At 41.9% G+C, this 12,446-nt stretch carries 10 protein-coding genes; 1 reads left to right on the top strand and 9 read right to left on the bottom strand.

What is annotated here, in order from left to right; genetic code table 11:
* Nucleotide 1: 1 nt before the first annotated feature.
* From pgmB to ACKP2L_RS01430, 4 genes are all read right to left on the bottom strand, one after another.
* The gene (gene pgmB / locus ACKP2L_RS01445; protein WP_439425614.1) at nucleotides 2-685 is read right to left on the bottom strand and encodes a beta-phosphoglucomutase; all 684 of its coding nucleotides are present in this window, start codon (nucleotides 683-685) and stop codon (nucleotides 2-4) included.
* 30 nt (nucleotides 686-715) lie between these two features.
* A complete protein-coding gene (gene radA, locus ACKP2L_RS01440) occupies nucleotides 716-2,086 on the bottom strand; it encodes a DNA repair protein RadA (RefSeq protein WP_439425613.1) in 1,371 nt (456 codons plus the stop codon).
* Nucleotides 2,087-2,088: 2 nt separating this feature from the next.
* Nucleotides 2,089-2,541 carry a dUTP diphosphatase gene (locus ACKP2L_RS01435; RefSeq protein ID WP_439426183.1) on the bottom strand — a complete coding sequence of 151 codons (453 nt, stop codon included), beginning with the start codon at nucleotides 2,539-2,541 and terminating at the stop codon, nucleotides 2,089-2,091.
* Nucleotides 2,542-2,631: 90 nt separating this feature from the next.
* Nucleotides 2,632-2,802, bottom strand: coding sequence for a hypothetical protein (locus tag ACKP2L_RS01430; RefSeq protein ID WP_439425612.1), 171 nt, complete (start codon nucleotides 2,800-2,802; stop codon nucleotides 2,632-2,634).
* 68 nt (nucleotides 2,803-2,870) lie between these two features.
* Here ACKP2L_RS01430 and ACKP2L_RS01425 point away from each other — a divergent pair, with 68 nt between their 5' ends.
* Complete coding sequence (locus ACKP2L_RS01425) at nucleotides 2,871-3,164, top strand: GNAT family N-acetyltransferase (protein ID WP_439425611.1); 294 nt, start codon at nucleotides 2,871-2,873, stop codon at nucleotides 3,162-3,164.
* On the opposite strand, the gene ACKP2L_RS01420 is transcribed toward ACKP2L_RS01425, so the two are convergent.
* From ACKP2L_RS01420 to ACKP2L_RS01400, 5 genes are all read right to left on the bottom strand, one after another.
* Nucleotides 3,146-3,748, bottom strand: coding sequence for a DNA-3-methyladenine glycosylase I (locus ACKP2L_RS01420; protein ID WP_439425610.1), 603 nt, complete (start codon nucleotides 3,746-3,748; stop codon nucleotides 3,146-3,148). The genes ACKP2L_RS01425 and ACKP2L_RS01420 overlap by 19 nt on opposite strands.
* Entirely contained in the window at nucleotides 3,735-4,019 is a 285-nt protein-coding gene (locus ACKP2L_RS01415) for a hypothetical protein (RefSeq protein ID WP_439425609.1), read from the bottom strand. The genes ACKP2L_RS01420 and ACKP2L_RS01415 overlap by 14 nt, the downstream gene beginning before the upstream one ends.
* 325 nt (nucleotides 4,020-4,344) lie before the next feature.
* Nucleotides 4,345-5,013: a 2,3-bisphosphoglycerate-dependent phosphoglycerate mutase gene (locus ACKP2L_RS01410; protein WP_439425608.1), complete on the bottom strand. Its 669-nt coding sequence runs from the start codon at nucleotides 5,011-5,013 to the stop codon at nucleotides 4,345-4,347.
* Between the two features lie 322 nt (nucleotides 5,014-5,335).
* Complete coding sequence (addA, locus tag ACKP2L_RS01405; RefSeq protein WP_439425607.1) at nucleotides 5,336-8,935, bottom strand: helicase-exonuclease AddAB subunit AddA; 3,600 nt, start codon at nucleotides 8,933-8,935, stop codon at nucleotides 5,336-5,338.
* Nucleotides 8,932-12,411 (bottom strand): PD-(D/E)XK nuclease family protein, encoded by a 3,480-nt coding sequence (locus ACKP2L_RS01400; RefSeq protein ID WP_439425606.1) that lies wholly within the window; start codon nucleotides 12,409-12,411, stop codon nucleotides 8,932-8,934. The genes addA and ACKP2L_RS01400 overlap by 4 nt, the downstream gene beginning before the upstream one ends.
* Nucleotides 12,412-12,446 lie beyond the last annotated feature (35 nt).

Raw genomic sequence — 12,446 nt, 5'->3', positions numbered from 1 at the left:
ACTACCCTTCTATTTTCGTTAAATCGTCTCTGATGTTTGCCAAACTTACCTCAGATGTATCGTTAAAATACAGATCCGGATCAGCAGTCTTAGCAGCCGGACCAATGCCTAAAGCAGTCTGTCCTGCGCCTTTTATCGAACGGATCCCGGCTGCAGCATCCTCTAATCCGATTATCTGTCCTGCTTGCAATCCGAGTAGCTGTCCTGCTTTGACAAATATTTCCGGGTCCGGTTTGCCGGCATGCAAACTAGCAGGGTCGACTACACCGATAAAATAGTCATTGATACCCAGTCCTTGTAAAATGGTCGGAGCATTCTTGGATGCACTGGCGACACTCATCAAATAATCGTTATCTTTCAATTCATCAAGAAAACTTTTCATGCCCGGCAAAATATCATTAGGAGTCAATTTCTTTATCAATTGCTGATAATAATGATTTTTTTCATCTGCCAAAGCTTCTTTTTCCTGCTCACTATAATCATTTTCATGGTGACCAGCCTTAAGGATCATCTCTAAGGAATCCATCCGAGAGATTCCTCTTAAAGAAGATGCTAAAGCCTGATCCCACTTTGTACCAACTTGGTCGGCAGTCCGGTGCCAAGCTTGTTCGTGAAAACGAGCAGTGTCCGTAATAACACCATCCAAATCAAATGCAAAACCTTTAATGTCTGAAAAATGTACCATGATCAACTCCTAAAAATCAATATGGACAAATCACAAACCGATCTCTAAAGCCTCTTCGATCGTTGATACCCCTGTAACCTTCAACCCCTGCGGAAGATCGATATTAGATAAATTATTTTTAGGGACGATCGCCTGGTTGAAACCTAATTTGGCGATTTCTTTTAAACGATCCTCGATCAAGGAGATCGACCGAACTTCGCCGCCTAAACCGACCTCACCCAAAAATACATCAGTGAATCGAGTCGGCTTTTCATGATAGGAACTAGCCACTGCCAAGGCGATGGCTAGATCAGCTGCCGGTTCATCGATTTTAACACCGCCTGTGATGCGAACATGCACATCCTGATTTTGCAAAAGCAAATTAGAATGTTTCTCTAAAACAGCCAGTATCTGCGCGACCCGATTGCGATCGACACCAGTCGTCACTCGCTGAGCATTGCCAAAAACGGTCGGGGCGACCAAAGACTGGACCTCAACTAAAATTGGTCTGCTCCCTTCCATACTAGCCGTTATCGCCGATCCAGTCGCTCCTTTTAATCGTTCTTCAAGAAAAATTTCCGAAGGATTAGCGACTTCCCGCAAACCATGATCGCGCATTTCGAAAATACCCAGCTCATTGGTCGAACCAAATCGATTCTTTACTGTGCGCAAAATCCTATATTTGTAATTAGCATCCCCTTCAAAGTACAAAACAGCATCGACCATGTGTTCCAAGATCTTTGGACCCGCGATCGCACCTTCTTTAGTCACATGACCAACTATAAAAACAGTTATAGCGTTGCTTTTGGCTATCTGCATCAAGTCGGCGGTAACTTCTCGGATCTGTGCTACTGATCCGATCGGTGACTGCAGATCGGGTTCCTGCATCGTCTGGACCGAATCGACCACCAAATAATCAGGCTGCATCTGGCCGATGACAGTCTTGATCTGTTCCATATCAGTTTCCGGATAGACGATAAAATCATCCGATCCAACGCCTAGACGATCAGCTCTCAGCTTGATTTGATTAGCAGATTCTTCGCCAGATACATACAGGACCGAGCCGCCGTGTTCAGTCAATTGGCCCGATACCTGGAGCATCAAAGTCGATTTGCCGATTCCGGGATCACCGCCGATCAAAACCAAACTTCCAGGGACGATCCCGCCGCCCAGCACACGATTTAATTCATCCATGCCGGTTTTCACACGCGGCAGTTCGTTGCCGGAAATGTCCGATATCTTTTGCGGACGCGCCGTTTTGCCAGCCAAGCTGACCCTCGCTTTGCGATTGACGACTTTTTCAGGGACGATCTTTTCTTCGACTAAAGTGTTCCACTGTCCGCAATTAGGACAGCGCCCCAAATAACGAGCACTTATATATCCGCAATTAGAACAAACGAATTGTGTTTTTGCTCTTGCCAAAATCAAACACCCGTCGAACCGAAACCGCCAAGCCGCTTTCCGGATGCTTGATCATCATCAGTGATCAAATAAGGCATAAAGACAGCTTGTGCGATCCGATCACCCTTCTTGATCAAAACGTCTTCACCGGATATTGAGCGGATCTGGACGAATATCTCGCCTTCGTTTTTCGGATTATCATAATAATCGCCATCGATCACGCCAACCGAATTCGGCAGGACCAAACCCTTTTTTAGAGGTCCTGAAGAACGGCTGAACAAATAAAGAACTTCGCCGGTCTGCATGTAAGCCTTTAAACCGGTCGCAACCAGTTTGATCGTGCCGTCTCGGGGGATCAGCATATCTTCAGCTGCTTGAATATCATAACCCGCAGAATGAGCGGTACTTCTTGTCGGCAGCTGGATCTCGTTATCCTTAAAGCGTGATACTATTTGAAATCCACGTGTTTTTTCTATATTCATATACTAACCATTATACGTAATGAAAGCTGTTGATTTGATTTTATAAAATAAAAAAACGTCCCTTAAGAGGCGTTTTTTATTCGATCATTCTCCATCCAGCATATGCTCGTTTCCAGGCATATGACGTTCGTATGTTGCTTCCATACTTTCAACGTGTTTATTTAAATAATCCATTTGCTTTGCTGTACCGGAATGGATGCTGCGCCATTGACTGGCAGTATAGCTGGATTGCTTAACGAACTTTTCTTTATTCACTTTCCCTTCAAACTCCTTTCCATCATTTTTTATTATAATAAGCTGATAAAATTTGTAAAATTAAGTATATGGCAGATATTCGATTAGAAAAAGAAGACGACCGCTACTTGGCTGTCAAAGATAATAAAACGATCGCTCAGCTCCTTTTTACTCCCTTGCCGGGGAAAGATGCCGTCAGCATCGATAGCATTTTTGTCGATAAGGATTATCGCGGCCAAGGTATTGCCGGTAAGATCTTAGCTAAAGCCGTTTTAGATGCAAAAAAAGACGGTAAAAAAATAAAGCCCATTTGCAGTTTCGCCAGAGCCGCTTTTTTAAGAAATCCAGAATACCAAAAAATCCGCTACCGAGATGACGGCTGACCAGCTTCGTGATCCGGATTGAAACTGCAATTTTGCTGATGATCATTTATAACGCCGGCCGCCTGCAAAAAAGAGTAGACAATAACCGGACCAACAAATTTGAAACCGTCTTTTTTCATCTGCTCTGAAACCTCTTTAGAAAATCGATCCTTGGCCGGTACCAAACGATAATCACCGACCAAATGATCGATGATTTCTCCCTTGCTGAAATGCCAAACATAATTATCAAAACTGCCAAAAAGCGAACTTGCTTTCAGAGCAGCAGCGGCATTGGTTACCATAGCCAGGATCTTGAGCCGATTGCGAATGATCTTTTTATTTTCCAGAAAAGGGTCGATCGAAGAAACGGCGGCGATTTTTTTAATGTCAAAATCAAAAAAAGCCTCTTCAAAAGCAGCGCGCTTATTAAAAACAGTCGACCAGCTCAAACCGGCTTGAAAAGTTTCCAAAGAAAGCATCTCAAATAAATAACGGTCATCATGATGAGGCCGGCCCCACTCATGGTCGTGGTATGAAATCATCAAAGGATCAGCAGTATCAGAGACCCAGCTGCAGCGGTCGACTAAAAAATCAGTTTTCTGCATCGGCGTCATTTTGAGTGCTTAAATCAATATCAAGCTCAGTGTTTTTCGTACCAGAGGCAAATTCAAAAGAACCAGATGTATGATAAACATCCCCTTTAGGTGTGCCGATAAAATAAAGCTGGATATCGGTAACATCGGCGTCATAAGATTCAGCCGCTGAAATAAATTCCCCGTTGATGGCTGATACCCATACCGAAAGACTTAACTTTCGGTAATTAAAATGTTCAGCTGTCGAACGCAAAGCCTGATTCATCAATGTTTGGTCATCCATTATTCAACCTCCTAAAGCAATTTTAGACCTAAGAGTGGATCAAAATATATTAAATAGACTATTATTTTGATCAACCAAAACCAACCATAAGATCGACCATACCGGTATTTTTTTATTTACCGCTCACGATACTGATGATTTTGGTTTTCGATCTTTACCTGATCATCAGTTTTTTCTTATGTCAGCCTGGATAAAGTATACTTTTTTATTGTCATGATCACAAAAAGAAGGCCGATCTAAATGACCGGCTTTTGCGATTGCTTTCTATAAACTTGATCTATTTATCTTCAAAGGACATGCTTTACTGGATTTTTGCAAAACACTGTCAAAGGGTGGTTTTTGATCTGATCTCCAAATTTTCATCGAAATCATAAACGATCGGTCTGCCGTTGGCTACCTCGACTGACATGAAATCTTCATCAGAAATATGATCCAAATACTTCAGCAAAACCCTGATCGATGATCCATGGGCAACTAACAAAACATTTTTAGAGTCGCGCAAAGCAGCAGCGATCTGATCCTCCCAAAAGGGTTTGACCCGTTCCCAAGACATTTTTGCCGATTCACCAAGCGGTTCTTTGATACCGATCCGCCAGTAACGCCGGTAATGATCGGGTTTTTTCAATAAAGGCGGGACCGCCGAATAACTGCGGCGCCAGATATGGACCTGATCTTTACCATATTTCAAAGCAGTTTGTGCTTTATTAAGACCGCGCAAAGCACCATAATGACGTTCGTTCAAACGCCAATTTTTAATGATCGGCAGCCAAGACTGGTCTATCTCATCCATGACGATATAACTGGTCAGGATCGCTCTTTGAAGCATAGAAGTATAAACAATGTCAAAATCGATGTTCAATGCAGCTAATTTTTTACCAGCTTGGTGTGCTTGATTCAAGCCTTCTTTTGTTAATGGGGCATCAGACCAGCCGGTAAAAATATTGTCCCGGTTGGCAGTTGACTGGCCATGTCGGATCAGAACCAATTTACTCATAAATAACATAGTAACTAAATTCAAATTTTTTTGTGTTACATTTATAGTGAATTAAGACTATTTTTTAAAAAAGTAATTTAAAAATGAAAAAATAAATTCACCGACAACGACTTTATTTGATTCTTGGATTCGAATATAACAACACCAAATCCCTATAATATCAATGTTTAAGCCGGCAATAAAAACCAAAATAACTTTTCAGCAGGCCATCGGCAGCCAAGTAAAAAGGCGCTTGGTACCATTATTTAAAAAATTCAATAAATCACAATCTAGCTGGATGATCATACCATGGCAAAAGCTGAAAAAACAGTTCAGACGATCCTTAGATTTTGATCAGCCGTTTTCCTTGAAGGCCGACAAGAACTTTTTCTTTGATCTTTTTATCAGGATAGATGCTTTGCAAGGCTTGTGCATAAAGATTGATCTGGCCTAAATAACGTTTTTTTAATCGCTGACTATAATCCTGACCGTAGGCCTGATCGGTTTTGTAATCAAAAAGCACGATACCATCATTTTCAACAAAATATCCATCAATGATTCCGTGAACCAAGACCGGGTCATCGCTTTTGACCTGTTTGTAGAGCTTACCGGCCGGTATCAGCATGGCGAAAGTCTGTTCTCTTTGTAAACTATCAACATGTTTTTTGATCATCCGGCCTAGATCAGAACTGACCAGCCACATAATGCCGGAGAGATCGACAGAAGCCGCCAGCTGTGGATCATCGATCGTCTCTTCAGCTAATTTTTGGAGATAGCTCTCGTCTATTTGACGATTCCAATCCATTTTTTCCAATAATAAATGTGTAGCAGTCCCTCGTTGGGCCGAGCTGATTTTTTGATCAGACTGATTTTTTTGCAAAAAATCCGGTTCAGCCAAAGACAAGTCTATTTTGGTGTCGCCATCATTTACTAGCGGATCTTTTTCCGGCAGCAGCAAGGCATCCGGATCTTCGAAAAGACGCTTTAATTCACTAACGTTGTGGTAAGCAGACAAAGAACTTTCTTCTAAATAAGGATATTTATAGTCAAGCTTTTCTTCTGCTTGTTTCAGTTGATGATCATCTAAAACAAAAATATCTTGATCGGCAGTTGATCCATTTTTGTCATCATTGCCTGTCTGGCCGACCGGATCCTTTTGAAGGAAATGAAAATCAAAAGAGATCCCGTTTTTTTCATGATGACCAGATAACTTTTTTGGATCGCTTAAATCAAAATAATCTTGTGCCGCTAGAGACATCCCGATCCAGCTTTGATAGTTATTAGCACGCAAACGATCTTCAACTGACAAAAATACTTGCCTTTTAGATACAGGTGCTTCCCAGGAAAAATCCAGTTTACTAAAATCGTCAACAGAACCAAATAGATATAATTGCTGCTCGGCTCGAGTTAAAGCAACATAAAGCAGCCGCATCTCCTCAGCCCAATTTTTTTCTTTCAGCTGGCGGGCAATGGTTATTTTTTGCAAAGTAGGGATCTTGACCCGCGAACGAGGATCCAAATATTCAATGCCTGCTCCCTGTTGAAAATCCGCAACCAAAGGACCCTGACTATCACTAGCATTGAAAGACCGCTCGCTATTGATCAAAAAAACGATCGGAAATTCCAAGCCCTTAGCTGCATGGATCGTCATTACAGAAACAGCCTCTTGTCCCATATCGACCGGTGCTTGCGAAAAATCGTCATTAGATTCGCTGAGCTGGCGCACATAACGAATAAAACTGAAAAGACCAACAAAATGATTATCTGACAGCTGCCGGGCATATTGATAGAGCGCATGCAAATTAGCCAGCCGCTGGCTTCCGCCGGGCATACCGGAAACGAACTCCGGCCAATGAGTATCGTCATAGATCGACCAAATAAGATCAACGATACGATTATCTTGTGCCATTTGTCGATACTTGGCTAATTTTGTGAGAAAATCAGTTAATTCTTTTCTTAATTTTTCATCAGACCCCTGCTGAGCGTATTTGCAAACAGCACTATAAAAATCTTCCTCAAGATCGACCGAACGGATCTCAGCCAATTGATTTTCATTTAGATCGTAGATCGGCGAACGTAAAACTGCCGCCAAAGGAATATCTTGATGGGCATTATCGATGATTTCAAGAAAACTCAGCATAACGGATATTTCAAATTCCTGTAAGAAATTGCCAGCTGCAATATTGAGAGGAATATTATGGTCGGCAAAAGCAAGCTGCAGATCATTTTCCCAGCTGTGAGAGCGTTCCAAGATAGTGATATCGCTGAAACGAACCGGCCTGACTTGGCTAGTCTGGCGATCAAAGATCTGTTTTTTGCCAACTATCGCCAGGATTTTTTCTGCGATCGCTTCGATTTGGATCTGGCTCTTGGTCGATCGCTGATGATCTTTTTTGAGCTGGCTCTGATCCAAAACATTAAAATCAACAACAGCCGGCAGATCTTTGGGATAGTCACGGTTAGCGGCCCTTAATTTAACTGGCCCGCTGTAGTTTAAGCCTCCTAATCGTTGATCCATCAATTTTTGGAAAATAAGATTGGTAAAATCGGTGATTCCAGCCTCAGAACGATAGTTATCAGATAATTCGATCAGTTTACCCTGCTCTTTTTGCCCGTAGCGTGCATATTTGTCGGCAAAATTTCTCGGGTCGGCTTGGCGAAATCCATAAATACTTTGTTTAAGATCGCCGACCATAAACATATTTTTGCCATTAGAGACACTGGTCATGATGCTTTCCTGCAGATCATTAACATCCTGATATTCATCGACCAAGACCTCATAATATTGGTCTTGAACTTCCTTTCTGACTTGAGGATCCTGCAGGATCTGATAAGCAAACTGTTCGCCGTCGGCAAAATCGAGCAAAGAGGCGTTACGTTTTTTTTCAGCAAATTTTTTACGGAAGAGCTTAGTTACCCAAACCATTTTTTTGATGACTTGAGACGACTGATAACTGACTGTTTCCCACTGTTCTTGATCAAGCAAAAAGAAATCAAGGCGGATATCGTCAAGATCTTTTTTTGCTTTGTCATACCAAGGCTTGATGAAATTTTGAAAAAAATCGGCCTGCTGCTGGTCTTTGCCGCTTTTAGATGCCCTTTTAACCTTCGGCAGTGTTTCAAAAAAACTTTTTATCTTGTTCCAATCAAAATTTTCGATCGAAACTGCTTGATGCAAACGGCTGACGATAGAAATATAATCAGCGACTTGCAATGAATATTTTTGATAATCAGAAAGACCGAGCAGTTTATCGGATACTGCCCTGAATTCCGCTTGAACCTCCTTGATCCGACTAATCAGCTGCGGATAGAAAATTTTTTGAAAAAAACTGCTTTTTGTTAAGGGACCGTCCAAACGATAGGTTTGATCAAGAGAATCCAGCCACTGATCCGGCAAAGCGCGCGTTTCAGCCATGGCATTGATTTTTCTGATAATGTTTTTAACGATATCTTCGCTTCTGACACTGGCAAAATTATTGATCAAAAGCAAAAAATCCGAATTTTTATAAAGATCAGTGAAAGTTTCATCAAGCGAATCATCGATCATCAGGTCCTTTTCTGTCTGATCAGCTAATATTCGATAACGAGGATCCAAACCAATAACTGAATAGTAGCGTTCGATCAAGCGCAAGGAAAAACTGTCCAGCGTACCGATCGAAGCCGTATTAAGGATAACGAGCTGACGCTGGAGATGGGAATTGGTTCCGCCGGTCTCAGCGATCCCTTGGCGGATCCTTTTTTCTAAACGCTGGCGCATTTCCAAAGCGGCCGCATCAGTAAAGGTTGCGATCAAAAATTTGTCGATGTCATGTCCGGCAAGCAATTGTTGGAATACGTGTTCGATCAAAACAGTCGTTTTACCGGAACCAGCTGAAGCAGCAACCAATAAATTCTCATCGTTTTGATGTGAAATGACCTGCTGTTGTTCTTGAGAATATTTCATTGCTGCTCCTCTCTCATCATTTTGTATAGTTCTTCGCCTTTGCTTGGAATATTATCCAAATCGTTATATTCATTGCCTAATTTAAGATCAAAATTCATGACCTGCTGATAATCAGAAAAAGTCAGTGCAGAGCGATTGCCGTTGCGTACAGGTTTTAAGGGAAAGCGGCCGCGGCTGATCAGTTTCCCTGCTTCGATCAATTTTTTTCGATCATACTTCAACAAGACCGCCAAATGATCTTGCGATATCAAGCTGCCACTGCGGCTGCCGAAATCACCGTTTTTCTTTCGATAAAAGTTGTAGAAACGCGCACTTTGCCCCTCTTCGACATTCTGCAAATTCTCCAAATATTCAGGGCGGTCCAATAAGATCCCATTAAAACGAAAATCCGGATCCTGTCTTCGTGCTTGATCCCCGACGATATTTTTGCTGTCGATCCCGCTTTTGATCGCATCAGCTAGACTGACAGAAGGCTGCTTTATGGCTGCAAAAACAGCTCCAGCCGGTAAAGCAGTCGATATTTTTTTTGCATTTAGATCATTAGCCAATGCCAGCCAATACGTGAGCAATTGCAGTTCTGTTCCTGCAAAAACGTCACGCAAGTTAAATTTTTTTCCGCTGGATTTATAGTCGATGATCGTATAAAACTGTTTTTCCGGATCTTGCTGATCGATACGATCGATCTTCCCTCTTAGATAGAGTTTCCGATCTTCATCCAAATCAAAAACTAATCCGGCCAGAGGCGGCTGCGTTTGCTGATCATCCTGTTTGACTTTGCCAAAAGGTGCTTCAGTTCGCAAGGGCTTTGACTGATTATACTGATTAGCCTGCTTGATCAAATTCAAACTGTCGTAAGTATCATCGATCAAACTTTTATCCAGAGCTCGATAATGGTCATCAGAATCTAAAATCTTGAATCGATCATCTTTTTTCAAAGAGTCGGCCGATCTTTTGATCAATCCGGCTAATTCCTGTTCATCGATCTGCGAAAAATTCCGTTTGGATATGATCAAATCATTAACAGTTTTTTGAAAAATAGAGTGATAATAGCTGCCGGCAAGTGCCGGATCGACCAAAAAGCGCTCGCGTTTTTTTAACCGCAGACCATAAATTAAGAAATACTCATAAGGATTGCTAAAATATTTTTCGACTTGTGAGATCGAAAGTTTCAGATCGTGCCCGAATATCTTTTCTACCAGATCAGGACGCACTTCATCGACATGATTGACATAATCTTTGGAAGTAAAGATCCTTTTAAAATCCGGCATCTTTTTTTCTAATAATGCGGCCAGATCGTTTACGGACCGAAAGCCGAAAGTGCGTATCATTCGATTGACCAAAGACAAAGAACTGGCCGGCGTGCCAAGATAATCGATCAGTTGATCGCTGCTTTTTGGCAATTCTGGATTTTTTGTTTCCTTCAAGTCAGACACTTCCGGCAGCATCAAGCGATCCAAATAAAGCGAAGGAGAGTTGTGTCTGCCGTCCAGTCTGAGCTGCGGCATCGTAAAAACGACCGCATCGACCGATGACATGACCGATGAATAAAAAGAAAGATTTTCAGCTGCCATTTGCTGCCTGCTGGTGTCTTGCAAGTAATAGTCTTGTTTATTTTTGTTGAACTCGTCTGCTAATTGCTGCCGATCTTGATCGTCCAGCAGGCTGCTGGTACTGATCTGTGCCGGCAGGTTTTGGTCGCTGGCATTAATAAAATAGAGTAATTTAAAATCATTTCGTTGAACGATGCCGCTTTCAGAAATGGTGATCTGATCCATCCCGGCTGGAATACCGGTAAAACTGCTGGCTGAAAAAACATCTTTAAAGATTTGTGAAAAATTATCAGCATCAAAACTTTCTTGACCGATCAACCGATTTATTTCTTCTAAAGAAGATATGAAAAGTTTCCAGATCTGCTGGCCGCGGTCATCACCCTGCTTGGCCTGCTCGATTATCCTTTGGTCAAGATGATATCTCAACAAAAAATCATAGAGTGCAGATACAGCCTGCTGATAATTTTTTAAATCATGAAAAGTTTTTTTGAAATCATCAAGAACTGTCAGTATGTATGTACGCATTTTTTCCAGTAAACGATCGGTCTTGATCAGATCTTCGGAAATTTGGTCTTGATCATAAGGAGCCGGCTGTTTGAAGGGCCCCTGCCGCCATTGTTCTTCGTTAGGAGCTACGGCCAATAAATAATTTTCAAAATAATCCAAGGCTTGTAAAAAGTCATCTTGATCATCCCATTGGAAAAGACCGCTCTTAAAAATTTTCATCAAGCGGTCATAATCAAATTCCCGAACAGGCCGAAATAAATTTTCCAGCAGCAAAGATAACGGGTGATCGTTCATTTTGACATCAGCGTCTAAATAATAGGGCAGCTGATAGCGATCAAAGAAATGCGGGATAACTTCCTTATAACTCCCCAAGCGCTGAGCTAGGACCAAAATATCGCCTGCTCTTAGATCAGGATCGTTTTTTAAACGGCAGCGGATATCGCGCGCAATAAAATTGACCTCCTGCTCTTGATTTCCGGAAACAACAAAACGCATCTTATCAAGCGAAACCTTTTTGGAAACTGTGCCGCCATTTTCTAAATTACGCCAAAGCGCCTCGAAATTCTTTTGCGACCGGCAAAGAGGACGCTGCCGATCTGCTGATATTATCTGCGCATGCGTAAATTCCTTTTTTATCAGCTGATCCGGTTTATAAAATAAGCTTCCTTCTTGACTGGAAAACTGCTTGGCATCGCCTAATAGAGAGATCACTATTTCAGAATCGGTACCCATTTTGCCTTCTTTGTTCAAAAGGATCAATTTTTTTACGATCGAAAGCTCTGCGGCTGTAAAGCCGGAAAATCCCTCCAGATAAAAATTAAAATGATCAAGGTCCAATCGTTCAAGCTGCTGGGAAAAACTATTTAATCGCTCGTTGTACAGCTGATAATCCTTCAGCTGCGGAAGGACGTTGACCTCCACTGAATGCAAAAGTTTGAGTTTTTCTAAAAGACGATCATTGTTCTGGTGGCTGGCAAGCAAAAGATCGGTATTCAAACCGGATGACCATATTTCAAGGAGCTGTGCTGAAAGATCGGCGATAAACCCCGGTCTAGTCGCCGAGCGGGCAAAAATGCCCAGCTGCTCGACCGGCACTTTCCTTAAAAATTGACCGGTCAAAATAGACAAGGCTTGATTAGATATCTCCGGCCGCAGATCTCTATTTTTGGTCAGAGCCCAAAAAAGGCGTGAAAGCGAATATACTTGCAGCCGTGAAAAAGCCTGGATCGAGTCGTCGCTTCTGCCCAGCATCTGTCCGAAGCGTTTAAGAACGTCTACTTCTGCTGAAAATTTTAAATGGTTTGGAACTATATAAAAAAAACGGGCTTGAGGATCTGCCAAGAATTTTTCTCGGATCCGCTCTAACATTTGCAAACGGAAATCGCCGTCAGCAAAAGCTCTGATAATCGTAAAGGACATAAACTTATTTTATCATCGAAAAAAATTTAAAAAAC

Source organism: Oenococcus alcoholitolerans, assembly GCF_051852995.1.
Lineage (GTDB): Bacteria > Bacillota > Bacilli > Lactobacillales > Lactobacillaceae > Oenococcus > Oenococcus alcoholitolerans.
The sequence above is the reverse complement of the archived record's forward strand: the minus strand, read 5'-3'. Positions and strand labels throughout refer to the sequence as shown.

Bases quoted from the DNA above. Each gene is read 5' to 3' on its own strand.
- pgmB (WP_439425614.1), bottom strand. From the start codon at position 685: ATGGTACATTTTTCAGACATTAAAGGTTTTGCATTTGATTTGGATGGT.
- ACKP2L_RS01425 (WP_439425611.1), top strand. From the start codon at position 2,871: ATGGCAGATATTCGATTAGAAAAAGAAGACGACCGCTACTTGGCTGTC.
- ACKP2L_RS01420 (WP_439425610.1), bottom strand. From the start codon at position 3,748: ATGCAGAAAACTGATTTTTTAGTCGACCGCTGCAGCTGGGTCTCTGAT.
- ACKP2L_RS01415 (WP_439425609.1), bottom strand. From the start codon at position 4,019: ATGGATGACCAAACATTGATGAATCAGGCTTTGCGTTCGACAGCTGAA.
- ACKP2L_RS01410 (WP_439425608.1), bottom strand. From the start codon at position 5,013: ATGAGTAAATTGGTTCTGATCCGACATGGCCAGTCAACTGCCAACCGG.
- addA (WP_439425607.1), bottom strand. From the start codon at position 8,935: ATGAAATATTCTCAAGAACAACAGCAGGTCATTTCACATCAAAACGAT.
- ACKP2L_RS01400 (WP_439425606.1), bottom strand. From the start codon at position 12,411: ATGTCCTTTACGATTATCAGAGCTTTTGCTGACGGCGATTTCCGTTTG.